The organism is Burkholderia sp. 3C (genome assembly GCF_054589155.1).
Window position 1 is genome coordinate 111432 of sequence record NZ_BAAILN010000134.1, and the last position, 23738, is coordinate 135169.

Consider the following 23738-nt stretch of genomic DNA (forward strand, 5'->3'; position numbering starts at 1 on the left):
CCGATTGCGTCGACCGGCTCAGGCGCTGGCGCCGCGGTTCGGCAATTCGGATACCGGGGCGGCCGTGATGTGCAGGCCGCATTCCTTGCTGTCGCGCGATTCCCACCACCAGCGGCCCGCGCGGCTGTCCTCGCCGGGGCGGATCGCCCGCGTGCACGGCTCGCAGCCGATGCTCGGGTAGCCGCGCGCATGCAGCGGATTGACCGGCACGTCGAAGGCCTTCAGGTACGCCCACACATCGGCTTCGGTCCAGTCGGCGAGCGGGTTGTACTTCGCGATGCCGCGTGCGTCGTCGTGTTCTTCCTCGTGCAGCTCCGCACGCGTGACCGACTGCTCGCGGCGCTGGCCCGTGACCCATGCATCGACGCCGGAGAGCGCGCGGTTCAGCGGCTCCACCTTGCGGATGTGGCAGCACGACTTGCGCAGCTCGACGCTTTCGTAGAACGCGTTCAGGCCGTGCTCGGCCACATACTGGTCGATCGCATCCTGCTGCGGATGGAACTGCTCGATCTCGTAGCCGTAGCGTTCGCGCACGCGGTCGATCATGCCGAGCGTTTCCGCGTGCAGCCGGCCGGTGTTCAGCGAGAAGATGCCGATCGCGATGCCCTTGGACAACACCGCGTGCGTCACCAGCATGTCCTCGGCCGCCAGGCTGCTCGCGAACTTCACACGCGGGTGGCGCTCGGCGATCGACGCGAGCAGCGCGTCGAGCCGGGCCATCTTCGCGCTCAGTTCGGGCGTGAGGGCGTCGCTCATGCGCTCACCTGTCCGGCGGCGGCGGCGGCGCGGCGGCGGAACAGCGGCACGGCCTCGTCCACCGCGCTCTGGTAACGCTCGGAGAATTCCGTGAACGCGGCCAGCGCATCGTGCGGATCGCGGTCGGCACGCACCGCGAACGCGTCGAAACCGCAACGCGACAGATACAGCAACTGGTCGCGCAGCACGTCGCCGATCGCGCGCAGCTCGCCGGTCCAGCCGTAGCGATTGCGCAGCAAGTGCGCCGTGCTGTAGCCGCGGCCGTCGCCGAAGCGCGGGAAATCGACGGCGATCACCGTCAGCTTGTCGAAGTCGGCCACCACGTCGGCCGGTTCGCTGTCCGGCGCGAGCCACACGCCGAGTTGATCCTTGCCGCGCGCGGCCAGCAGCGCGTCGCGCCCGGCCTGCCAGTAGGCCAGCGGCACCAGCAGCTTGCCGGCCGGCAGCGCGTCCACGTCGGGCAGCACGCCGTCTTCGCCGGCCCGCACGACCTGCCATGCGTCGTCGATCACGGCGCGGTTCTTGATAATCGAAGCCATCTGCTAATTCCTCGTTGCTTACGCGTGGGCCGGCTGGCGGGCTGCGTACACGCGTTCCTTGAACGGCGCGAGACCGATGCGCTGGTACGTGTCGATGAAGCGTTCGCCGTCGATGCGCGATTCGACGAACGTATCCACCAGCTTGGTGATCACGTCCGGCACTTCATGCGCCGAGAACGACGGGCCGATCACGCGGCCGAGCTTCAGGCCGTCCGCGCCGGTGCCCTGTTCGCCGCCGAGCGAGATCTGGTACCACTCGGAACCGTCCTTGTCGACGCCGAGGATGCCGATGTTGCCGACGTGGTGGTGACCGCACGAGTTCATGCAGCCCGAGATGTTCAGCGACATCTCGCCGAGGTCGTACACGTAATCGAGATCGTCGAAGCGATCCTGGATCGCCTGCGCGATCGGCAGCGACTTCGCGTTCGCCAGCGAGCAGAAATCGCCGCCCGGGCACGCGATGATGTCGGTCAGCAGGCCGATGTTCGGCGTGGCGAAGCCGGCCGCCTTGGCCTTTTCCCACAGCGCGAACAGGTCGTGCTTCTTGACGTTCGCGAGGATCAGGTTCTGCTCGTGCGACACGCGCAGCTCGCCGAACGAATACTGGTCGGCCCAATCGGCCACCTGGTCCATCTGCGCGTCGGTCGCATCGCCCGGCGCGACGTTGTTCGGCTTCAGCGACAGCGTGACGGCCGCGTAGCCCGACACCTTGTGCGGCGCGACGTTGCGCTCGACCCAGCGCGCGAACGCCTTGTTCTCGAGCAGGTGCTGCTCGTAGGACGTATCGGTGTCCGCGAGCTTTTCGTAGGCCGGCGGCGCGAAGAACTGCGAGACGCGATCCAGTTCGGCCTGCGTCAGCGTCGACGGGCCGTCCTTCAGGTGTTGCCACTCGGCCTCGACCTGCTGCGAGAACTTCTCCGGCGACAGCGCCTTGACGAGAATCTTGATCCGCGCCTTGTAGAGGTTGTCGCGGCGGCCGAAGCGGTTGTACACGCGCAGCACGGCTTCGCAATAGGTCAGCAGGTGCTGCCACGGCAGGTTTTCGCGGATGATCGCGCCGACGATCGGCGTACGGCCCAGGCCGCCGCCCGCGAGGATGCTCGCGACCACCTGGCCGTTCGCGTCGTGCGACAGGTACACGCCGAGGTCGTGCATCTGCACGGCCGCGCGGTCCACCTTCGAGCCGGACACGGCGATCTTGAACTTGCGCGGCAGCCAGGCGAATTCCGGATGGAACGTCGACCACTGGCGCAGGATTTCCGACCACGGACGCGGGTCGATCACTTCGTCCTGCGCGACGCCGGCGAACTGGTCGGCCGTGATGTTGCGGATGCAGTTGCCCGAGGTCTGGATGCCGTGCATCTGGACCGAGGCGAGCTTGGCGAGAATGTCGGGTGTTTCCTCGAGCTTGATCCAGTTGAACTGGATGTTCGAGCGCGTGGAGAAATGGCCGTAGCCGCGGTCGTTCTCGCGGGCGATGCGGGCCAGCATCCGGAGCTGATCGCTGCGCAGGTTGCCGTACGGCACCGCGATCCGGTGCATGTAGGCGTGACGCTGCATGTACAGGCCGTTCTGCAGGCGCAGCGGCTTGAATTCGTCTTCGCTCAATTCGCCCGACAGCCGGCGGCGCACTTGATCGCGGAACTGCGCGACGCGTTCGTCGACGATCGTCTGGTCGTACTGGTCGTACTGATACATTCGGGGACCCCAGGGTTTCGTGTTGACTGCTCGGCGTCCTAGCCACGCCGTGCCCGACCTCCGTTTTCGTCTGCGCCTGACCCATCGAGCCGTCTAGCCCGCGGCCGTGTCATTTGCTAATGACGAAAACAGATATCCATATTTGAAAAACCAAGGTGAATCGTAATAAACTCGCCTTATATTTCAAACGACTAAAAAATTCTGTCCATATGCGGAAGGGTTATATATGAACCTGCACCAATTTCGTTTCGTGCGCGAGGCCGTCCGCCAGAATTACAACCTCACCGAGGCGGCCAAGGCCCTGTTTACGTCGCAACCGGGCGTCTCGAAGGCCATCATCGAGCTCGAGGACGAGCTGGGCGTGGAGATCTTCACGCGGCACGGCAAGCGCGTGCGCTCGTTGACCGAACCCGGACGCATCATTCTCGCCTCGGTCGAACGGATTCTGCAGGAAGTCGAAAGCCTGAAAAGGGTCGGAAAGGATTATGCGGCGCAGGATCAGGGCAACCTGACCATCGCCGCCACCCATACCCAGGCGCGCTATTCGCTGCCGGGCGCGATCGCCGAATTCAAGAAGCGCTTCCCGAAGGTGCATCTTTCGATCCTGCAGGGCAGCCCCACGCAGGTGGCCGAAATGGTGATCCACGACCAGGCCGATCTCGCGATCGCGACCGAGGCGATCGCCGACTACAAGGAGTTGGTGTCGCTGCCGTGCTTCCAGTGGCACCACGCGGCCGTGGTGCCGGCCGACCATCCGCTGCTGGAGCGCCGGCCGCCCTCGCTCGACGATCTCGCGCAATACCCGCTGATCACCTACGACGACGCGTTCGCCGGCCGCAAGAAGATCAACCACGCGTTCGCGCTGCGCGGCTTGTCGCCCGACATCGTGCTCGAGGCGATCGACGCGGACGTGATCAAGACCTACGTGGAACTGGGGCTGGGCGTCGGCATCCTGGCCGACATCGCGTTCAATCCCGAGCGCGACCGCAACCTGCGCGCGATTCCGGTCGGACATCTGTTCGGCAGCAACGTCACGCGGGTCGCGCTCAAGCAGGGCGCGTATCTGCGCGGTTATGTGTATACGCTGGTCGAACTGCTCTCACCGACGCTGAATCGCAAGCTGATCGAGCAAGCGCTCAAGGGCGAGGCGGAGTCGTACGAGCTGTGAGGTACGGGGCGGCGCTGACGGCCTGTTGATCTCGCGCGGACTATATAGAAGGGATTGTCACCCGATCGCGGCGCGCTGCTTGCCCGTCGCAACGATTTCCGCCATAATCTCCGTTTGGCCTGCGCGCAATCGCACGCGCAAGGTCCGAATTCTCTGCCCAGGTGGTGAAACTGGTAGACGCAGGGGACTCAAAATCCCCCGCCGCAAGGCGTGCCGGTTCGATTCCGGCCCTGGGCACCAGATATTCGCTTCGGATACGTTTCCGGAGCCTCTCAAAACCCGTGTCGATCCGCTGATCGCCACGGGTTTTTCATTGGTAGCCGCGGCGGGTTGTGTGTCGGGTTTCGCATCACCCCGATGCACCGACTGGCCCACATAGCTAGCCCATCTAGCTCACCAGCGCCATCGGAAAAATTCCGAAAACAGCCCATCCGATTTCCCCATTCCTTGCCGGGAAAAACCAGATTTTCCCGAGTCGTGCCCTCGCGCGCGCCGTCGAACTTTACACTTTGCCTACTCGGTCAACTTTTGTCGCGCGCCGAACGATTGGCCCACGCGCCGCCCCTCCCACACCCCTCCTACCCTTCCCGATCATGGTCATGAAACTCATCCCCATCGCGGGCGACCTCGCCCTTCCCGGTTGGCACGCGCTGCGTACGGTACCGTTCGGTGAATCGTGGGCGCTTGCTGGTCATGCCACCGATCGTCATCCGTCGTTCGTACGCGCGACCTGTCGTGCTGCGTTCGCGTCGTTTTTCGGCACCGCCAACCGGCCGCAATCCGCTCCCGCAGCGCACGTCGCATCCATTCGCGCGGCCGGCGGCATCTCGCCGCGCGAAATACGCCTCGCAACCTACTGGACGATCGGTGCACTCGGCGTACTGGGCGGCCTCGTATTCGGCACCTCGCGCAGCAACGAAAAGCCGCGGGAAAACGCCGTGCCGATGCAGCCCGCCGTAAGCAGCGCGAAGCCGCTTGCAGCGCTTGCCTCCGTCACAACGCCCGGAGCGAGCCTCACAACGCCCGAAGAGAGCCGCAAGGCCTCGCCTACCGCATCGGTTCAGCCCGAAACGCCATCGCCCGCGGCTCCGGTGAAGAAAGCACCGGCCCACACCCCGTCGCACGCCATGCCGCATCACGCCACGCCTCGACATGCGGCCACCGCCAAGCACAAGCACAAGCACAAGCAGAATTATGAGATCCCGCTTGCAGGCAAGGCGCCAGCGACCAAGCAAGCGCACAAGACCACACAAGCGCCTCGCGCTGCGGCCCCTAAAGTCGATGCGCGTGTGGCCCATGATCGTGACGCATTGCGTGCGCAACGCTGGCGCGAGATCGGCGCGATGCAAAGATTTGCGCCTCACCGCGCCGCAGCGCTACCCACGCCGGCGCCGGTCAACGCCGTAAGCGATGGAAAGCTGGGCACGCCCAACCTCGATCCGGCCGCAACGCGTGCCTATGCGCATCCGGTATCGCACGCCCACCTCGCCCAAACGTCTCGTGCCCGGGAGCCGCTGGTGCCGCTGCGCAGCGAAACCCCGGCAATTCTCGTCGCAACGCCCGGCACAAGCGTGCCCGTTGCCATGCCGGCCGCTGCGAAAACGGCCGCTGGGCATATCGAAATCGTGATCGGCAAGGCAACCATCCGCATCGAAGGCGACGTCGACCCTGCCGTGCTGCGGCAAGTATTGGCGGCTCTGCCCGCCTGAAGATTCCTGGCTATCGCAGCCGGCCATCCGAGCGAAATCGACAGGCGTCGCTCACGCGATGACCTCTCGGTCGCCGAACCGACGTCCGAGTCGCACCGAAAACGCGTCGCACGTCTCTCTCAAGCGCCAGATCCGATCGCCATTCGTCGCCTTCAAAAGGGGGGATTGGCGACGCGGCCTGCTACTTGGCCGCGAATAGGCGATGCTCGCCACCCGTCGCAAGCGGGCGTGACTCCTGACCACTCGGCCACAGATCGACTGAACGTCACGGATCGCGCAGCGGCGATCATCATTGATCGCAAGCCTACCGTGAGTAAGGAGAGCCAAACGACGCGCACCCTGAACCGAAGAGGGGATGTCGGGGCCGGCAATAAGAAAAACAGAGGAAGGGGACAGGCTCAGACAGGCTTATCAGCGGGGGACGGTGTGCCATTCGCATTCGGATCGTTCAACGGGTCGAAGGGCCGAAAAGCCTCCTGCTCGATACGTTGTGCGGCCCCGATTTCGTCTCGCAAAAAATCGAGCCACGTGCGGATCTTGGCATCGATATAGTGCCGCGACGAATACAGCGCGGAAATGGTGCGCTTGGACGAACGATACTCAGGCATCACACGCACGATGTCGCCAGCACGCATCGCATCAATGACGGAATAGACGGGCAGGATACCGATGCCCATTCCCTCGCGAATCGCAACCGCCATCGCTTCATAGGTATTCACTCGAAACGGCGCGGCTGTTACCGATACATTGGCCTTGCCGTCGGGTCCGACCAATTCCCATTCACCCGAGCCCGCCGATGCCGCATCGGACGTTACATAGCTGTGCGTAACGAGATCGGCCAGACAACGCGGCGTGCCGTGCTTCGCAAGGTACGCTGGCGATGCGCACAACACACCGAAGGTTTCACCGAGCCGGACGCCAACGAGGCTTGAATTCGGCAAATCACCGCCCACCAAGACCGATACATCGAGGCCCTCGTCGACCAGCCCTGGTGTACGTTGCGACAGGGTCAATTCGATCTGGACTTCCGGATAGCGCTGCCGGTATTTTGCGACGGCAGGCACGAGATAATGTTGCCCGAGACTGACCATACAATGCACGCGCAACCAGCCGCTCGGATTGATGCTGGCTTCGCGCGCTTCGGCTTCGGCTTCGTCGATAAGCACGAGGATCGCCTGGCAACGCTGCAAATAACGCTCGCCGGCTTCGGTCGAAACAATGCGGCGCGTGGTGCGATTGAGCAGCCGCGTTTGCAGATAGGCCTCGAGTGCCGCCACGGCACGCGATACCTGAGGAATCGTCGTGTTCAACCGATGAGCTGCGGCGGTAAAACTTTTTGCATTTGCGACACAGGCGAAAATGCGCATGTTCTGTAGCTTGTTTTGCATGTTCCACTTCCGATACCGAATGACGCTCATCGACGGCGTATCTGACGTTCGATTTTCCAGGTGATACCCATGCAGGCAACCGGCACCCAGATATGAACCATCTCGCGACCAGTACATAAACAACAGGACAACTTATTAATATCAGGGACTCGATGTCAAAAGAATGTAGCCAGGGACACCACGAAGAAACCGCTGAATGAGGCTGTTTGCCGTGTTGGAACGATCAGGAGAACAAACGCTTTGCGGCAGTCAGCAACTCGACCGAATTACGCGCGCCGAGCTTTTTCATGGCTGCTTTCTTCTGCGCGCTGATGGTTTTACAACTGCGCCGACGCACCGCTGCGATTTCCGTGACGGTCATGCCACTCGACCACATGCGCATGACTTCGAGTTCGCGCAAGGACAAATCGACCAGGCTACCGTTGCCGTAACCGGTGCCGCCCGAACCGAAGCGTTGAAGCACGATCGACGAGGTTTCCGAATCGAAATACTTGCTGCCGCCGAATACCTTGCGGATGATTTTGGCCAGCTCGATCAAATCCTCGCTGCCTTTTCGGATAAAGCCATCCGCGCCCAGTTCGACAACGCGTGCCACCATCGCGAATTGATCAAGCGTCGACGTGAAAATAGTACGAATCTCAGGATAGGTACGCAGAATACGCTCAACCATTTGCAAGCCATCGGGTTGAGAATCGTTCGAGAAGTTGTAGTCGCACACGAGCAGATCGCACGACGTGCGATTCAGTTGCGCATACAGTTCGTCGACCGAACTGGCGGTGGCCACGATGTCGATGTCGTTCTCGTCTTCGAGCAAACGGGAAAGCCCGTAACGCAGCACCGGTTGGCGATCGGCAATGATCACACGGATGGGCACCGTGCAGACGCGGCCTGGCTCGGTCACGCCCTTGATGAAGGATTGCATTTGCATTTCGTTACCCTTTAATGTGCGGCAAGCATGCTAGGTCTCGAATCGATCGATCTTCTTGCGATCGCACGCCGAAGCCGATCCGTCATGCCGCGTGGTTGTCCAACATATTGCCTAGGACATATCCTAGCTTTTGCTCGATTGATTCTTAGGACAGCTTCCCCACAAAATCTGCCATACTGGCCCGCAGCAATAGACCGGAAATAAGACTGCATGCCACTGAATAAAACCCTCGATCAGAAGCGCCGAATTGGGTTCGTGGTATTCGATGGCGAGCTATTCATGGACGTGATCGGGCCGCTCGAGGTCTTTACCGTCGCCACCGCGTGCCTCGCCGGCCAGGGCCGCGCCGATGCCGGCTACGAAGTCGAATTGATCGCACCGAAAGCGGGCCCGGTCACGAGTTCGTCGGGCCTCAAGCTCTATGCGGAACGCGGTTTTTCGGACACGGATCTGGCGCGCTACGACACGTTGATCGTCGGTGGATCGGGCAACATGTCGATCATCGAAGACACCGCACGGGCGCTGCGTCACTGGTTCACCGATGCGGACGGTAAAGTCCGGCGCATCGTCTCGACATGCACCGGCACCTTCTTTCTCGCCGAAGCGGGCCTGTTGAACGGCCGCCGCGCCGTCACGCACTGGCGCGAATGCGACAGGCTCGCATCGCTCTATCCGCAAGTGCAGGTGGATCGCGATCCGGTCTTCATCAAGGACGGTCCGGTCTATACCTCGGCCGGCGTGACGGCCGGGCTGGATCTCGCGCTCGCGCTCGTCGAGGAAGACTTTGGCCGCAAGATTTCGCTGGCGGTGGCGCGCCTGTTCGTGATGTTCCTGAAGCGCCCCGGCGGGCAGTCGCAGTTCAGCGCGTTGCTCAATGCGCAAATGGTGGAAACCGATCCGATCAGCCAGGTGCAGCAGTGGCTGCTGGCGAATCTCGATCAGAACCTGACCATCGAAACCCTGGCCGAACGCGCAGCGATGAGCCCGCGCAATTTTGCCCGCGTGTTCACGCGCGCGACCGGCTCGACACCCGCCGAATTCGTGATTCGCGCGCGCGTCGAAGCGGTCAAACGTTGCCTGGAAGATTCGAACGATTCGCTGCTGCTGATTTCCGAGCGCTGCGGCTTCGGCAGCACCGAAACCTTGCGGCGCAATTTCCAGCGCTACGTGGGCGTCAGCCCGCTCGATTACCGGGCACGCTTTCGTTGAAGCGAATCGGCGCGCCCGCTCACGGCAACAGCTTGCGCGCTACGGTCAGCAACTCCACGGCGTTGCGCACGCCGAGCTTCTTCATCGCATTGGCCTTCTGCGCGCTGATCGTGTTCTTGCTGCGCTTGCGCAGCACCGCGATTTCCGTGACGGTCAGCCCCTTCGCCCACATCCGCATCACTTCGATTTCGCGTACCGACAAATCCGCCACGCCACCGCACGCCGTGCTCGCACCGAACGGCCCGCTCGGCAACGACACGCTGGTTGCGTCGAACTCGAAATGGCGCGCGCCATCCTGCACCTTGTGGATCAACGCAGCGACATCGACCAGATCCTCGCCGCATTTGCGCACGAACGCATGCGCACCGAGTTTGAAGATGCGGCTGACGATCGGCATCTGAGCGTGCGTCGACATGAAGATTGTCCTGACCCCGAGATAAGAGCGCACGATGCGCTCGACGAGTTGCAGGCCATCCGGTTGCGCATCGTCGCCGAAGTTGTAGTCGCAGATCAGCGTGCAACGGGGGTAGCGTTCAACAGCGGCGTAGATATCTCGCACCGCGCCGACGGATGCGACCACGGCGATGCCGGGCTCGCTCTCGAGCAATCGCATCAGGCTGTATCGCATGATGGGAAAGCAATCGGCGATGACGACCTCGATGAACCGTCCCTCCCTGACGACCGGCTCGCACCGGTCGCGCTGCTCCATTCCCGATCCATTGTGTTTTTCGTATATTGATCGTGCGTGCATGATTATTGTCGGCTTTGCGCTTTGCCGCGATGACCGCCCCGAAGCGGCAAGGCTGCACACGCCCATAAAATTAATAGTTGAATCATAGGCAGGCGGCGTGAAATATTCGGACAAGCTTCACACGAAAACTGCCAGCGCCGCGCAGTGGGCCGATGTGCCGCTTGTTACAATGCGCGCGCCATGAAACTCGAAACCATCCTCTTTTCCCAGGGCTTCGGCTCGCGCCGCCAGTGCCGCGCACTCGTGGATACAGGCCGCGTATCGATCGGCGGTGCCGCATGCGACGACGCCGATGCGGCGTTCGATACCGCAGGCCTCGACTTCGAGGTGGACGGCACGCGCTGGCCCTATCGCGAACGCGCCTATCTCGCGCTGAACAAACCGGCCGGCTATGAGTGCTCGCACGATCCGCAGCATCACCTGAGCGTCTTCTCGCTGTTGCCGCCGCCGTTCGCGGCGCGCGGCGTGCAATGCGTCGGCCGGCTCGATCAGGACACCACCGGCCTGCTGCTGCTGTCCGACGACGGCCAGTTCGTCCACGCCTACACGTCGCCCAAGCGCAAGGTGCCGAAAACCTACGTGGCCGAAGTCAGGCACGCGCTCGACGACACGCAACTCGCGGCGCTGCGCGGCGGCGTGCTGCTGCATGGCGAACCGAAGCCGATCGCGGCGGTCGCGGCGAATGCGCGCGGCGAGCGCACGCTCGAACTGACCGTGCTGGAAGGCAAGTATCACCAGGTCAAGCGGATGGTGGCGGCCTCGGGCAATCGCGTCGAGGCGCTGCATCGGGAACGGATCGGCGGCTACGGGTTGCCGGCCGACCTCGCGCCGGGCGCATGGCGTTGGCTCGACAGCACCGATCTGGACTCGCTGCGCGCGGTGCCCTCCGCCGGCTGAAACCGGCTGCCCACCTCGCGGGGCCATGGCGTTGCGCGCATCAGACGGTGTCGTCGCATTGCAGCATGGACGTGCGCCGTTGCGTCGCTATACTCGAATCACAACGATAAAAAACGAGCAAACCGCGAGGCCCTGGGGAAGATCATGAACGTCAACAATCCGATCGAACTGTCATCCATGGTGCTGATATTCGCCGTGATGGGCGTTATCGCCATCGGCGCGTTGCTGGTCGTCATGCGACTGCGGCATCGCTACGATCCGAACCTGATCGGCGCCTTGATCGGCGCCCTGCTCTGTTTCATGTTGATCGAGGCGCTGCCCGCGATCATCTGAGCGAGCCGAGTTCGCTGTCCGGCGAAATCGTGCGCAGGAAATCGTCCACCGTGGGGTAACGCAGCGCCACGCGCAGTTCGCGCTTGAGCCGCCGGTTGACGAGGCGCCGCGATTCCCGCATGAATGACAACTGCACGGGTTCGAGCCGCGTCTCGGCTTCGGCGCGCGTGATACGCGGCGGGCCGGCGCGGCCGCTCGCCCGCGCGACGCGCTCGAAATACTCCCCCATCTTCATCTCGGTGTCGTCCGACGCGAGCACCACGCGCGACGGCAGGCCGCGCACGGCAGCGGCCAACAGGATGCGGGCCAGATCGTCGGCGTGAATGTGGTTGGTATACACGTCGTCGGCATCGACCAGCGCCGGCGTGCGGCGCTCCAGCCGCGCGATCGGCAGGCGGTTGGCCGCGTAGATGCCCGGAATTCGCACGATCCGGGCAGCGAGCGCACCGCGTGCGGTCGCCCGCCGCAGTTGCCGTTCGGCCGACACGCGCCGCACGGCACGCGCGTTGGCCGGGCGCACCGGGCGCGTTTCGTCCACCCGCGCGCCGCCGCAATCGCCGTACACGCCGCTCGTGCTGGCATAGACAAGCGCGGGAGCCGGCCGAAGCCCCTCGGGTACAATACGCGCTGCCTGAAACGGCGCGCCGGCCGCTCGCAAGCGGCCCACGGCCGCGGCGCCAGCCGGCCTGGCCGGCCCGCGCCGCGCACCGTGCCGGGCGCCGAGCGCCGCGATCAAGGCGCGCGTGCGCCGATCGTCGTTGCCCGACGCTTGCGGCGGCGCCAGGTGCAGCACCCGATGCGCGATGCCGCCGAGCCGCGCGAGCGTACCCCGGCGGTCCAGATCGCCGATCATCGGCACCGCGCCGGCTGCCGCCAGCTCCGCCCGGCGGGCCGGCTGGCTAGTCAGCGCGATGATTCGCGGCGGGCAGGCCCGCGCGCGCAACTGTTCGACGCAGCGCATGCCGACATCGCCGCAGCCGACGATCAGTACGCGCGAGCGGCGCAGGATTCGTGTCGCAATCATGGTGTTACCGGAATTCGTAGCGCAATCATTGTAGCCGCCGTGCCCGATTCGCACGGTCCCCACTTTTGGTTCATGGACTTATGGCATTTAACGTAACCCTCAAGCAAAGCGGCCGGCAATTCCAGGTCGAGGCCGAAGAAACCGTGCTGGCGGCCGCCCTGCGGCAGAACGTGCATCTCCCGTATGGTTGCAAGAACGGTGCGTGCGGCTCCTGCAAGGGGCAGATCGTGCAAGGGCAGGTCGAGCAACGCCCGCATGCGGCGTCGGCGCTGTCGAACGACGAGCGCACGCGCGGGCTGGCCCTGCTCTGCTGCGCGAGCGCACAGTGCGATCTCGAAATCGACGTACGTGAAATCGCCGGCGTGGACGGCGTGCAGGTCAAGAAGCTGCCGTGCCGCGTCAACGCGATCGAGCGCAAGGCCGACGACGTCGCCGTGCTGAAGCTGCAACTGCCGGCCAACGAGCGCTTGCAGTACCTGGCCGGCCAGTACCTCGAATTCATCCTGAAGGACGGCTCGCGCCGCAGCTACTCGATGGCCAGCGCGCCGCACGAGGAAGGCCCGGTCGAGCTGCATATCCGTCACATGCCCGGCGGCAAGTTCACCGATCACGTGTTCAACACCATGAAGGAGCGCGAAATCCTTCGCTTCGAAGGCCCGCTCGGCACGTTCTTCCTGCGCGAGGATTCCGAGAAGCCGATCGTGCTGCTGGCCTCCGGCACTGGCTTCGCGCCGATCAAGGCGATCATCGAGCATGCCCGGCACAGCAATTTCACGCGCCCGATGCGCCTGTACTGGGGCGCGCGCCGCAAGAAGGACATCTACATGTTCGAGCTGGCCGAGCAATGGGCGCGCGAGATCCCGAATTTCCGCTTCGTGCCGGTGCTGTCCGAGCCCGACGCCGGCGACGCCTGGGCAGGCCGCACCGGCTTCGTCCACCGCGCCGTGGTCGAGGATCTGCCCGATCTGTCCGGTCATCAGGTCTACGCCTGCGGCGCGCCGGTGATGGTCGAATCGGCCCAACGCGATTTCACGGCCCATCACGGGCTGCCGGCCGACGAGTTCTACGCCGATTCGTTCACGAGCGCAGCCGACCTCGCGAACGCCGTCTGAGCGGCGCGGCCGGCGTCTCGCCCACGCGACGCGCCGGCCGAAAATCCCCGCGCGACATGCGTTTGTCGCAACCGCGCGGTTTACTTATCGCCACGTCATGCCTTATGCTTGCGCCATGAACCGCTTCCTGTCCGCCCTCCGACGTCGCCGCTCGCCGCATTGCACGGATGCCGCCGGCTCGTCACGGACGCACGCGTAACCAGTACCCGTTACGCCCAAGCTGTTCGAACTACCAAGCCACGGCATTCCGTGGCTTTTTTATTGTCCTTTTTTCCCCTGTCGCTACCCGCTGGAGCCCGCAGCCATGCCTTTGAACGATTATCCGATCGACTCGCTGATGTACATCACGACCCGCCCCGACCTCGTGTTCACGCACGGCAAAGGCTCGTGGCTCTACGATCACAACGGCAAGCGCTATCTGGATTTCATCCAGGGCTGGGCGGTCAACAGCCTGGGCCACTGCAACGAGGGCGTCGTCGAAGCGCTGAAAAGCCAGGCCGAACGCCTGCTGAACCCGTCGCCGGCCTACTACAACGAGCCGATGGCCAAGCTCGCCGGCCTGCTCACGCAGCACAGCGTGTTCGACAAGGTGTTCTTCACCAACAGCGGCGCGGAAGCCAACGAAGGCGCGATCAAGCTCGCGCGCAAGTGGGGCCGCAAATTCAAGAACGGCGCGTTCGAGATCATCACGTTCAACCACAGCTTCCACGGCCGCACCATCGCCACCATGTCGGCCAGCGGCAAGCCGGGCTGGGACACGATCTACGCGCCGCAGGTGCCGGGCTTCCCGAAGGCCGAACTGAACGACATCGCCTCGGTCGAGCAACTGATCACCGACAAAACCGTCGCCGTGATGCTCGAACCGATCCAGGGCGAAGGCGGCGTGATCCCGGCCACCCCGGAATTCATGCAGCAACTGCGCGCACTGACCCAACAGCACAACCTGCTGCTGATCGTCGATGAAGTGCAAAGCGGCTGTGGCCGTGCCGGCACGCTGTTCGCCTACGAACTGTCGGGCATCGCGCCGGACATCATGACGCTCGGCAAGGGCATCGGCAGCGGCGCGCCGCTGGCCGCGCTGCTGTCGACGGCCGAGGTGGCCGTGTTCGAGGCCGGCGACCAGGGCGGCACCTACAACGGCAACCCGCTGATGACGGCGGTCGGCTACTCGGTGATCTCGCAACTGGTGGCGCCGGGCTTCCTCGAAAGCGTGCGTGAACGCTCTGAATACCTGAAGCAGAGCTTGCTGACACTGTCGGCGGAGCGCGGCTTCCAGGGCGAGCGCGGCGAAGGGTTGCTGCGCGCGCTGCTGCTCGGCAAGGACATCGGCCCGCAGATCGTCGAGAAGGCGCGCGACATGGGCCCGGACGGCCTGCTGCTGAACGCGGCCCGCCCGAACCTGCTGCGCTTCATGCCGGCGCTGAACGTGACGAACGCGGAAATCGACCAGATGATGGCGATGCTGCGCTCGATCCTCGACACGCTCTGATCGAACCATGACGAGGCTCGCGATGCATGCCGACGACGACGTGACGATCCGGATCTTCGACCGTGCGGACACCGAAGCGGTGATCGCGCTGTGGTGCGAAGCGTTTCCGAGCTACACCGATACGAGCGCGCCGCATCGCGACCCGCGACGATCGATCGACATGAAGCTGGCGGCGCAGCCCGAGCTGTTTTTCGTGGCATTTCGCGACGCGCAATTGGTCGGCACCGTGATGGTCGGCTACGACGGCCACCGCGGCTGGCTCTACTCGTTCGCGGTGGCGGGCGCGGCGCGCCGGCTCGGCATCGGCCGCGTGCTGATGGCGCACGCCGAAGCCGCGCTCGCGGCACGCGGCTGCACCAAGATCAACCTGCAGGTGCTGCCCGAGAACGACGAGGCCTGCCGCTTCTACGAAGCGCTCGGCTATCGCGTCGAGCCGCTCGTGTCGTTCGGCAAGCGGCTTCCGCTGCCGGCCTGACGGGCCGCCCCTCGTCTGCCCGGGCAAGCGGCAAAAACAAAAGGCCGCCACGGTTTCCCGTGGCGGCCTTTTTCATGCAGGCAAGGTCTGCCCGCTTACTCGCCCAGATACGCTGCGCGCACCTTCGGATCGTCGAGCATGTCCTTCGCGTTGCCTTCCATCGTCACCAGCCCCGAATCCATCACGTAGCCGCGGTCGGCCGCCTGCAGCGCCAGGCGTGCGTTCTGTTCGACCAGCAGCACCGTCAGGCCTTCCTTCGAGATCTCGCGCACCACCTCGAAGATCTTCTCGACCATGATCGGCGACAGGCCCATCGACGGCTCGTCCAGCAGCAACAGCTTGGGCTTGCTGATGATCGCGCGCGCCATCGCCAGCATCTGCTGCTCGCCGCCCGACAACGTGCCCGCGAACTGCGTCGCGCGCTCCCGCAGGCGCGGGAAGAAGCCGAACATGCGCTCGATGTCCGACTTGATGCCTTCCTTGTCCTTGCGCAGGTACGCGCCCATCTGCATGTTTTCGAGGATCGACATGCGCGCGAAGATGCCTCGGCCTTCCGGCACCATCGCCAGGCCGCGCTTGAGCAGCTCGTGCGCCGGGACGCCCTTGATCGAAGCGCCTTCGTACGTGATGTCGCCGCCCGAGAACGGCTTCAGGCCCGTGATCGCCTTCATAGTGGTGGTCTTGCCCGCGCCGTTCGCGCCGATCAGCGTGACCAGCTCGCCCTGGCGAACTTCCATGTCGACACCCTTCACCGCCTGGATGCCGCCGTAGTTCACCTGCAAGCCCGAAATCTTCAACATTGCCGCTGCCATCAGTGCACCCCTGCGCCGAGATATGCCTCAATCACCTTCGGATCCTTCTGCACGTCCTGCGGCAGACCCTCGGCGATCACCTTGCCGTAATCGAGCACCGTCATCCGGTTGCACAATCCCATCACCAGCTTCACGTCGTGTTCGATCAGCAGGATCGTCTTGCCATCCGAACGGATCTTGTCGAGCAGGCTCGTGAGCTCGACCTTCTCGGTCGCGTTCATGCCGGCTGCCGGCTCGTCGAGCGCGAGCAGCTTCGGATCGGTCGCCAGCGCGCGGGCGATCTCGAGACGGCGCTGGTGGCCGTACGAGAGGTTGCGCGAGGTGTAGTCGGCATACTTCAGCACGCCCACGTAATCGAGCAGCTCGATCGCGCGTTCCTTGATCTCGCGCTCTTCACGGCGCTCCGACGGCGTCTGGAACACCGCGCCGATCAGGCCGTGACGGGTGCGCACGTGGCGCCCCACCATCACGTTTTCCAGCGCGGTCATGCCGCCGAACAGGCGGATGTTCTGGAACGTGCGCGCAATGCCGGCCTTCGCCACTTCGTGCACCGCGGTCGGCGTGTAGTTGGTGCCGTCCAGCTTGAAGTCGCCCGAATCCGGCGTGTACAGGCCCGTGATCACGTTGAAGAAGGTGGTCTTGCCGGCACCGTTCGGGCCGATCAGGCCGTAGATCTCGCCCTGGCGGATCTGCAGGCCGACGTCGGACAGCGCCTGCAGGCCGCCGAAGCGCTTGTTGACGCCCTGCACGGACAGTCGAATGTTGTCGCTCATTGCTTGGTTCTCCGTATCCGTGCGTTACGCGCGCACTGCCGTCTTCTTGCCGTTGCGCTTGGTCAGCTTCGCGATCCTGTCCTCGTGCTTCGGCGCGGGCCACAGGCCTTCCGAGCGGTACAGCATGATCAGCACCATCGCGAGGCCGTACAGCGCCTGACGGATCACTTCGGTATCGACGATTTCATGACCGAACAGCGCATGCTGCAGCGGGCCCATCGTCGAGCGCAGCACTTCCGGGAACACGGCCAGCAGCACCGCGCCGAGGATCACGCCCGGGATGTGGCCCATGCCGCCCAGCACCACGCAGGCCAACACCACGATCGATTCCCAGAACGTGAACGATTCCGGCGACACGAAGCCCTGGAACGCGCCGAACATCGAGCCCGACAGGCCGCCGAACGAGGCGCCCATCGCGAACGCCAGCAGCTTCACGTTACGGGTGTTGATGCCCATCGCCTTGGCGGCGATTTCGTCTTCGCGAATCGCGGCCCAGGCACGACCGATACGCGAGTGTTGCAGGCGCGTACAGATCCAGATCACCAGCAGCGAGCAGATCACGAACACGTAGTAGTACAGATAGACCGACGTGATCGTGAGGCCGAACAGCGAGTGCGATTGCGACAGGTTGAAGCCGCCGAAGTGCAGCGGCGCCACGCCCGTGATCCCCTGCGGCCCGTTCGTGATGTTGACCGGGCGGTCGAGGTTGTTCATGAAGATCCGGACGATTTCCCCGAAGCCCAGCGTCACGATCGCGAGGTAGTCGCCGCGCAGGCGCAGCGTCGGCGCGCCGAGCAGCACGCCGGCGAGCGCAGCCACCGCCATCGCCACCGGCACCACCACCCAGTACGGCGTATGCAGGCCGTTCGGGAACATCGCCGCGATCCATGCGAACTGCGTGGTCAGGTGCGGCGAGGTCAGCAGCGCGGCGACATAGGCGCCCACCGCGTAGAACGCGATGTAGCCGAGGTCCAGCAGGCCGGCGAAGCCGACCACCACGTTCAGGCCCAGCGCGAGCATCACGTAGAGCATCGCGAAGTCGAGCACGCGCACCCAGTAATTGCCGCCGGCGGCGCCGATCACGAACGGCGCGGCGGCAACGAGAATCGCCACCACGATGCCGACCGTGAGGGTCTTGGCCAGGTTGCGCTCCTCGACCAGCGTGGTCGAGGTTTCGATCGGTTGAATGGAAGTCATGGAGGGTCTCCTTATGCGCGGTCGGCCACGCGTTCGCCCAGCAGGCCGGACGGACGGAACACGAGCACGATGATCAGCACCACGAACGCAAACACGTCCTGGTAATTCGAGCCGAACACACCGCCCGTCAGGTTGCCGATGTAGCCGGCGCCGAGCTGTTCGATGAGGCCGAGCAGCACGCCGCCCACCATCGCACCGCCGAGGTTGCCGATCCCGCCCAGCACGGCGGCGGTGAACGCCTTCATGCCGGGGATGAAGCCCATGTAGAAGTGCACGTTGCCGTATTCGGACGCGATCATCACACCGGCCAGCGCCGCGAGCGCGGAGCCGATCATGAAGGTGGCCGAGATCACGAAGTTCGGGTTCACGCCCATCAGGCTGGCGTTGTTCGGGTTTTCCGAGATCGCGCGCATCGCACGGCCCAGCTTGGTCTTGTGCACCAGCAGCAGCAGGCCCGCCATCACGAGGAACGCCACCGCGATGATCACGATTTCGGTCGGCGAAATCACGGCGCCCGGCGTCGCGTCGGTGGCCTGGATCACGTTCAGCGGGTTGGTCGACAGCAGCTGCGGGAACGGCAGCGGGTTACGCGACCAGATCATCATGCCTGCCGTCTGCAACAGGATCGACACGCCGATCGCGGTGATCAGCGGAGCGAGACGCGGCGCGCGGCGCAGCGGCCGGTAGGCGATGCGCTCGATCGCGAAACCCACGATCGAGCACACGGCCGCGGCGATCACCAGCGCGATGGTCAGCGTGGCGACGTTGCCGAGGCCCGGAAAGTGGTTCTGCAGCACGGTGATCGCGGACAACGCCACCATCGCGCCGATCATCAGCACGTCGCCGTGCGCGAAGTTGATGATGCCGAGAATGCCGTACACCATCGTGTAGCCCAACGCGATGATGGCGTAGACACTGCCGAGCACCAGTCCGTTGATGACCTGCTGGACAAAAATATCCATTTAAAGCTCCTTGGTCCGTGCAATCGGGGAGACGCTGCTCGACGCGGGTAGGCGACGGATAGGCGCTCTCGACAGCACTGCGGGTACGAATAAATACCGGTAAGGGTGATGACATCCCGGCGCGCGGTACGTGGCCTGTACAACCTTGTCCGCCACCGGGATGGGTACAAAACGGCGTCGCACGGGTTCGGCGCCGTCACGAGTCCCGTCGCTACATCTCCACGACATCGAGGACGGTAATCCTGGCCTCCCTGAAGTCGTTAGGCATCCTTGCACCCAAGGCCGCCGCATTCCGCATGTCCGCGCCGAGGTGCGCGTGCGCCGCCGGACGGCGTGCGAACGGGCGACGTGGAACGGACATGAGGTAAGTGGCGCGCGCTTCGATGCGCTCGTCCTGCCGGCTCGCGGCCCGGCACGACCGTGCGGTTTGCCGCGTCGGCCTGAGCTCGGCGGTGCCGGCGTGATGCCCGGCGGCCGATCCACCGTTCGACGATGCGAGCGCATCGCCGAGACGGCGAGGTTGCCGCGTCGCGCGGTACGCGATCGCGGCCGGCACGGCGACGTGCTGCGCAACGCCGTGCCCTGCTGCCCCGATATCGGGCATGCCGACGCACACTCCCGGTGCAATCGAATCGGCATCCCGTTCCCCCGATGGTGCAACCACGGTCGCAACCGCCGGGCGATTCAAGAAAAACGTATTTCGCACAATACCCAAACCATCCAAAAAGCCGAGACGATGGGCTGGGACATGCCGTACCGTCGCGTGTGTCGCGCCAGCCGCCCCAAGCCTTTCCATCCATTGAGCAATTTGCATGCCAATTTGATGGGTGGCCGCTTCCGCCTGCCACGCCGGAACCGCAGAGCGATCCCGCGCGGCGCACCGGTCACGCGAATGCATTGCTTCGATCGTCAAACAGACCTCGTTATCGTTCTGCTTCCCGTTTGCCGCGCCCCGTCGAACCGGCCGAACCGAATCGGTCCGGCACGCGTTTCCTGCGTCGGTGCACTCTGCCGCACCCCGCTCAACCGCTGCGCGACGCATTGCAACCCCGCATGCCACGAACAGGGCGACGGCCAACTTGTGCTGCATTAAATCGGTCTCCTGCGCATCGCAAAATCCTTGTCTGCAATGCATTTCGGCCTGAAAACGCGCGCATTGTAACTCCAATTTATAGATAACCAATATTCCTGATTCGACAGGGTTTTCCTGCATTGCAACCGTTTTTTTGCGAAGCGTCCGCAAAAATATCGCAACCTGGTTGCACTACATGCGAAGCAAACGGTTGCAAAACGAAATATCGGCACGGAAAAACAAAAAGCGCGCCGGAGGGCGCGCTTTTTTAGCGGGGACCGCACCGGAAAATATCCGGCCGGCCGAGAGGCGGAGAGAGGCGGAAGCGGGCCGCTTACGCGGCGGGCGGCAGATTGAGGCCGCGCGGCAGCGGGAACGAGACGTTCTCCTCGATGCCTTCGAGCGCGCGCACGTTGCGCACACCCAGTTCGCGCAGGCGCGCGATCACGGCCTGGGCCAGCACCTCGGGCGCCGACGCGCCGGCCGTCACGCCGATGCGGCGCTTGCCTGCCACCCACGCCGGGTCGATCTGATCAGGCGAATCCACCATATAGGCGTCCACACCGCGTTTTTCCGCGACTTCGCGCAGCCGGCTCGAATTCGAGCTGTTCGGGCTGCCGACCACGATCACCACGTCGCATTGCGGCACCATGAATTTCACGGCGTCCTGACGATTTTGGGTCGCGTAGCAGATGTCCTGCTTCTTCGGCTCGCGGATCGCCGGGAACTTGTTCTTCAGCGCGGCGATGATTTCGGCGGCATCGTCGACCGACAGGGTGGTTTGCGTGACGAGCGCGACGCGCTCCGGATCGGGCAGCTCCAGTGCGAGCACATCCTCGACGCTCTCGACAAGGTGCATGCCGCGTTCGACCTGCCCCATCGTGCCTTCGACTTCCGGATGGCCCTTGTGGCCGATCATGACGATGTCGACGCCGTCCTGGCGCATCTTCGCCACTTCGACGTGCACCTTGGTGACGAGCGGGCAGGTGGCGTCGTAAATGCGCAGGCCGCGCACGTCGGCCTCGTCGCGCACGGCCTTCGACACGCCATGCGCGCTGAAGATCACCGTGTTGCCCGACGGCACTTCCTCGAGCTCCTCGACGAAGATCGCGCCCTTCTTCTTCAGATCCTCGACCACATATTTGTTGTGGACGATTTCGTGGCGCACGTAGATTGGCGAGCCATGCATCGCGATGGCGCGCTCGACGATCTCGATCGCGCGATCGACGCCGGCGCAGAAGCCGCGCGGCTGAGCGAGCAGGATTTCGGCGTCGGCGGCAACGGTCTGGCCGGACAGCGTATCGGTTGTGCTCATGGTTACAGAATCCCGATGATTTTCACTTCGAACGTAATGGCCTGGCCCGCGAGCGGGTGGTTGAAGTCGAACAGCGCCGAGGTTTCGCCCACTTCCTTCAACACGCCGGCATAGCGGCCGCCGTCGGGCGCGTTGAACTCGATCAGGTCGCCGGGCGTGAAATCGTCGCCCACCATGCCGTTATCGCGCAGGGTTTTCATCGACACGCGCTGGATCATGTCCGGGTTGCGGGGGCCGAACGCCTCGCCAGCCGCTAGCTGGAAGGTCGAATGGTGCCCCGACTTCAGGCCGAGCAAAATGCTTTCGAGCGCCGGGGCCAGTTGGCCGGCACCCATCAGCAACGTAGCCGGCTTATCGGCGAAGGTGTTGACGATGTCGGCACCATCGCCGAGCGCAAGCCGGTAGTGAAGCGTGACGTGGGAACCGGGCTTCACTTCTGAGATATCGATGAGGCTCATGTGTACTCGTTCAATCCGCCGCCGGGCGGCATAACGCAAAACATCCATTGTAAGTCACCTGAGCGCTTGGAGCGGAATGTCGGCTCACACCGCTCCCCGCGCGTCAAACGGAGAAATCCCATGCCGTCAGCCCCGCAACGCGTCACGATGCTCGCCGGCGTCACCGGTCCGGCGCCCGCCTCGCCGGCCCGCGCCGCCCTGCCCGCCGCGACCGCGGCCGCTTCCCCGACAACGCCCCTGGCGGCGGCGCGCCTTGCCGGGAAAGCCTCGCGAAGCCATCCGCGGTGCGACGACAGGCCACGAGAACGCCTGCTCGAGCGCGGGCCGGCCGCGCTGACCGACAGCGAACTGCTCGCGTTGCTGATCGGCAACGGCATCGCCGGCAAGCACACCGCCATCACGGCGCAGGCGCTGCTCGAGCATTTCCGCTCGCTGCGCGCCCTGCTCGACGCGTCGCCCGCGGCGGTTCTCGCTCGGCCCGGCATCGGCGCGGCGCGCGCCGCCGTGTTGATCGCCACCTCCGAGCTGGTGCGCCGTGCGCTGATCGAACGCAGCAAGGAACGCACGTTGATCGATTCACCAGAGGCGGTGCACGATTATCTGCGGCTCACGATCGGCACCCGCACCCGCGAGGCGTTCCTCTGCCTCTATCTCGATGCGCAGCACCGGCTGATCGATTGCGAGGAAAGCACCGTCGGCACGCTGACGCGGATGGCCGTCTACCCGCGCGAAATCGTGCGCCGCGCGCTCGAACTGAGTGCGGCGGCACTGATCGTGGCGCATAATCACCCGTCCGGCGCGGTCAGGCCGAGCGCCGAGGATCGCCGCCTCACCCGGCTGCTGCGCGAGGCGCTCGCACTGGTGGACGTGCGGCTGATCGATCACATCGTGGTCGGCGCCAGCGACACCTTGTCGTTTTCGCACGCCGGGCTGCTCTGAACCCCGCCACGGGCCGTCATTCGATATGACCCCGCACGTCCGGCGCGGGCCATCACCGCGCCCCGAGATCCGCACCTGAAATAGGGTTGATTTTCCAGAATTTTTTCTGTTAGAATCGCCGTCTGACTTTTTTCCAACCAGTTCTGAAGCCAAAGAAGGGACGAGGGGTCTAGCCATTCAGGATGGCCAGGTCTTTCCGAGACGGCAGCGAGTTCGCAGTCGTTGTGCAAAGAAACTTCATCGGCAATCGAACCCGAATTCAGCGTATTAGGAGTGCTCTCATGGCACGCGTATGCCAAGTAACTGGGAAAGCGCCGATGAGCGGCAACAACGTTTCCCACGCCAACAACAAGACGAAGCGTCGCTTCCTGCCGAACCTGCAAAACCGCCGGTTCTGGGTGGAGAGCGAAAACCGCTGGGTGCGTCTGCGCGTTTCGAACGCCGGCCTGCGCCTGATCGACAAGAACGGTATCGACACCGTGCTCGCTGACCTGCGCGCACGCGGCGAAGCCTAAGGAGCACGAGCATGGCAAAGGGCGCACGCGACAAGATCAAGCTGGAATCGACCGCAGGCACGGGTCACTTCTACACGACCACGAAGAACAAACGCAACATGCCGGAAAAGATGGCGATCAAGAAGTTCGATCCCGTCGTCCGCAAGCACGTCGAATACAAGGAAACGAAGATCAAGTAATCTTCGATCCCTGTCTAGCGACACAAAAAACCCCGCAATC

25 protein-coding genes and 1 tRNA gene are annotated in these 23738 nt (G+C 64.1%); 12 read left to right on the plus strand and 14 right to left on the minus strand.

The features are described from left to right. Nucleotides 1-18: 18 nt before the first annotated feature. The 3 genes from ACYP33_RS27490 to ACYP33_RS27500 are packed head-to-tail and all read right to left on the minus strand — an operon-like array spanning nucleotide 19 to nucleotide 2993. Nucleotides 19-756, minus strand: coding sequence for a phosphoadenylyl-sulfate reductase (locus ACYP33_RS27490; RefSeq protein WP_459624623.1), 738 nt, complete (start codon nucleotides 754-756; stop codon nucleotides 19-21). Further along, the gene (locus ACYP33_RS27495) at nucleotides 753-1295 is read right to left on the minus strand and encodes a DUF934 domain-containing protein (protein ID WP_459624624.1); all 543 of its coding nucleotides are present in this window, start codon (nucleotides 1293-1295) and stop codon (nucleotides 753-755) included. The genes ACYP33_RS27490 and ACYP33_RS27495 overlap by 4 nt, the downstream gene beginning before the upstream one ends. An 18-nt stretch (nucleotides 1296-1313) precedes the next feature. After that, complete coding sequence (locus tag ACYP33_RS27500; protein WP_414451180.1) at nucleotides 1314-2993, minus strand: nitrite/sulfite reductase; 1680 nt, start codon at nucleotides 2991-2993, stop codon at nucleotides 1314-1316. Nucleotides 2994-3219: 226 nt separating this feature from the next. Between ACYP33_RS27500 and ACYP33_RS27505 the strand changes: the two genes are divergently transcribed. The 3 genes from ACYP33_RS27505 to ACYP33_RS27515 all read left to right on the plus strand — a co-directional run bounded on the left by ACYP33_RS27505 (nucleotide 3220) and on the right by ACYP33_RS27515 (nucleotide 5870). Further along, entirely contained in the window at nucleotides 3220-4161 is a 942-nt protein-coding gene (locus ACYP33_RS27505) for a CysB family HTH-type transcriptional regulator (RefSeq protein ID WP_414442857.1), read from the plus strand. Between the two features lie 155 nt (nucleotides 4162-4316). Beyond that, a tRNA-Leu gene (locus ACYP33_RS27510) sits at nucleotides 4317-4401 on the plus strand. 359 nt (nucleotides 4402-4760) lie between these two features. After that, the gene (locus tag ACYP33_RS27515; protein WP_459624625.1) at nucleotides 4761-5870 is read left to right on the plus strand and encodes a hypothetical protein; all 1110 of its coding nucleotides are present in this window, start codon (nucleotides 4761-4763) and stop codon (nucleotides 5868-5870) included. 398 nt (nucleotides 5871-6268) lie between these two features. On the opposite strand, the gene ACYP33_RS27520 is transcribed toward ACYP33_RS27515, so the two are convergent. Both ACYP33_RS27520 and ACYP33_RS27525 read right to left on the minus strand, forming a co-directional pair. Continuing rightward, nucleotides 6269-7258 carry a LysR family transcriptional regulator gene (locus ACYP33_RS27520; RefSeq protein WP_414451178.1) on the minus strand — a complete coding sequence of 330 codons (990 nt, stop codon included), beginning with the start codon at nucleotides 7256-7258 and terminating at the stop codon, nucleotides 6269-6271. A 223-nt stretch (nucleotides 7259-7481) separates the two neighbouring features. After that, nucleotides 7482-8180 (minus strand): response regulator, encoded by a 699-nt coding sequence (locus ACYP33_RS27525; protein ID WP_414442860.1) that lies wholly within the window; start codon nucleotides 8178-8180, stop codon nucleotides 7482-7484. 216 nt (nucleotides 8181-8396) lie between these two features. On the opposite strand from ACYP33_RS27525, the gene ACYP33_RS27530 reads away from it, so the two are divergent. Further along, nucleotides 8397-9395 carry a GlxA family transcriptional regulator gene (locus tag ACYP33_RS27530; RefSeq protein WP_414451177.1) on the plus strand — a complete coding sequence of 333 codons (999 nt, stop codon included), beginning with the start codon at nucleotides 8397-8399 and terminating at the stop codon, nucleotides 9393-9395. A gap of 19 nt (nucleotides 9396-9414) precedes the next feature. Here ACYP33_RS27530 and ACYP33_RS27535 read toward each other — a convergent pair whose 3' ends face one another. Then, nucleotides 9415-10260 (minus strand): LuxR C-terminal-related transcriptional regulator, encoded by an 846-nt coding sequence (locus ACYP33_RS27535; protein ID WP_459624626.1) that lies wholly within the window; start codon nucleotides 10258-10260, stop codon nucleotides 9415-9417. Between the two features lie 66 nt (nucleotides 10261-10326). On the opposite strand from ACYP33_RS27535, the gene ACYP33_RS27540 reads away from it, so the two are divergent. Together ACYP33_RS27540 and ACYP33_RS27545 are read left to right on the plus strand one after the other, a co-directional pair. Continuing rightward, complete coding sequence (locus ACYP33_RS27540; RefSeq protein WP_459624627.1) at nucleotides 10327-11043, plus strand: 16S rRNA pseudouridine(516) synthase; 717 nt, start codon at nucleotides 10327-10329, stop codon at nucleotides 11041-11043. Between the two features lie 144 nt (nucleotides 11044-11187). Continuing rightward, nucleotides 11188-11376 carry a hypothetical protein gene (locus ACYP33_RS27545; protein WP_414451174.1) on the plus strand — a complete coding sequence of 63 codons (189 nt, stop codon included), beginning with the start codon at nucleotides 11188-11190 and terminating at the stop codon, nucleotides 11374-11376. On the opposite strand, the gene ACYP33_RS27550 is transcribed toward ACYP33_RS27545, so the two are convergent. Beyond that, nucleotides 11369-12454: an NAD-dependent epimerase/dehydratase family protein gene (locus ACYP33_RS27550; RefSeq protein WP_459624677.1), complete on the minus strand. Its 1086-nt coding sequence runs from the start codon at nucleotides 12452-12454 to the stop codon at nucleotides 11369-11371. The genes ACYP33_RS27545 and ACYP33_RS27550 overlap by 8 nt on opposite strands. A 26-nt stretch (nucleotides 12455-12480) precedes the next feature. Here ACYP33_RS27550 and ACYP33_RS27555 point away from each other — a divergent pair, with 26 nt between their 5' ends. The 3 genes from ACYP33_RS27555 (at nucleotide 12481) to ACYP33_RS27565 (ending at nucleotide 15476) form a co-directional block, all read left to right on the plus strand. Further along, on the plus strand, nucleotides 12481-13512 hold the full coding sequence (locus ACYP33_RS27555; protein WP_414451173.1) for a CDP-6-deoxy-delta-3,4-glucoseen reductase: 1032 nt from the start codon (nucleotides 12481-12483) through the stop codon (nucleotides 13510-13512). 304 nt (nucleotides 13513-13816) lie between these two features. Then, nucleotides 13817-15001, plus strand: a complete 1185-nt coding sequence (locus ACYP33_RS27560; RefSeq protein ID WP_459624628.1) for an acetylornithine transaminase — start codon at nucleotides 13817-13819, stop codon at nucleotides 14999-15001. A 22-nt stretch (nucleotides 15002-15023) separates the two neighbouring features. Continuing rightward, entirely contained in the window at nucleotides 15024-15476 is a 453-nt protein-coding gene (locus ACYP33_RS27565; RefSeq protein ID WP_459624629.1) for a GNAT family acetyltransferase, read from the plus strand. 95 nt (nucleotides 15477-15571) lie between these two features. On the opposite strand, the gene ACYP33_RS27570 is transcribed toward ACYP33_RS27565, so the two are convergent. From ACYP33_RS27570 to ACYP33_RS27600, 7 genes are all read right to left on the minus strand, one after another. Further along, a complete protein-coding gene (locus tag ACYP33_RS27570) occupies nucleotides 15572-16288 on the minus strand; it encodes an ABC transporter ATP-binding protein (RefSeq protein WP_414442866.1) in 717 nt (238 codons plus the stop codon). Continuing rightward, nucleotides 16288-17061, minus strand: a complete 774-nt coding sequence (locus ACYP33_RS27575; RefSeq protein ID WP_414442867.1) for an ABC transporter ATP-binding protein — start codon at nucleotides 17059-17061, stop codon at nucleotides 16288-16290. Before ACYP33_RS27575 ends, ACYP33_RS27570 begins: the two co-directional genes overlap by 1 nt. Before the next feature lie 24 nt (nucleotides 17062-17085). Beyond that, nucleotides 17086-18258 (minus strand): ABC transporter permease subunit, encoded by a 1173-nt coding sequence (locus ACYP33_RS27580; RefSeq protein ID WP_414451170.1) that lies wholly within the window; start codon nucleotides 18256-18258, stop codon nucleotides 17086-17088. Nucleotides 18259-18269: 11 nt separating this feature from the next. After that, complete coding sequence (locus ACYP33_RS27585; protein WP_414442869.1) at nucleotides 18270-19220, minus strand: branched-chain amino acid ABC transporter permease; 951 nt, start codon at nucleotides 19218-19220, stop codon at nucleotides 18270-18272. Nucleotides 19221-19431: 211 nt separating this feature from the next. Continuing rightward, on the minus strand, nucleotides 19432-20433 hold the full coding sequence (locus ACYP33_RS27590) for a hypothetical protein (RefSeq protein WP_459624630.1): 1002 nt from the start codon (nucleotides 20431-20433) through the stop codon (nucleotides 19432-19434). A 193-nt stretch (nucleotides 20434-20626) separates the two neighbouring features. Further along, a complete protein-coding gene (gene ispH, locus ACYP33_RS27595) occupies nucleotides 20627-21607 on the minus strand; it encodes a 4-hydroxy-3-methylbut-2-enyl diphosphate reductase (protein WP_414442871.1) in 981 nt (326 codons plus the stop codon). A gap of 2 nt (nucleotides 21608-21609) precedes the next feature. Then, nucleotides 21610-22065, minus strand: coding sequence for an FKBP-type peptidyl-prolyl cis-trans isomerase (locus ACYP33_RS27600; RefSeq protein WP_414445646.1), 456 nt, complete (start codon nucleotides 22063-22065; stop codon nucleotides 21610-21612). A gap of 147 nt (nucleotides 22066-22212) precedes the next feature. Here ACYP33_RS27600 and radC point away from each other — a divergent pair, with 147 nt between their 5' ends. The 3 genes from radC to rpmG all read left to right on the plus strand — a co-directional run bounded on the left by radC (nucleotide 22213) and on the right by rpmG (nucleotide 23698). Beyond that, nucleotides 22213-23004, plus strand: coding sequence for a RadC family protein (radC, locus tag ACYP33_RS27605; RefSeq protein WP_459624678.1), 792 nt, complete (start codon nucleotides 22213-22215; stop codon nucleotides 23002-23004). Nucleotides 23005-23285: 281 nt separating this feature from the next. After that, nucleotides 23286-23519 carry a 50S ribosomal protein L28 gene (gene rpmB, locus ACYP33_RS27610; RefSeq protein WP_007586227.1) on the plus strand — a complete coding sequence of 78 codons (234 nt, stop codon included), beginning with the start codon at nucleotides 23286-23288 and terminating at the stop codon, nucleotides 23517-23519. An 11-nt stretch (nucleotides 23520-23530) separates the two neighbouring features. Then, nucleotides 23531-23698, plus strand: a complete 168-nt coding sequence (gene rpmG / locus ACYP33_RS27615) for a 50S ribosomal protein L33 (protein ID WP_006478046.1) — start codon at nucleotides 23531-23533, stop codon at nucleotides 23696-23698. The last annotated feature ends 40 nt before the right edge of the window (nucleotides 23699-23738 follow it).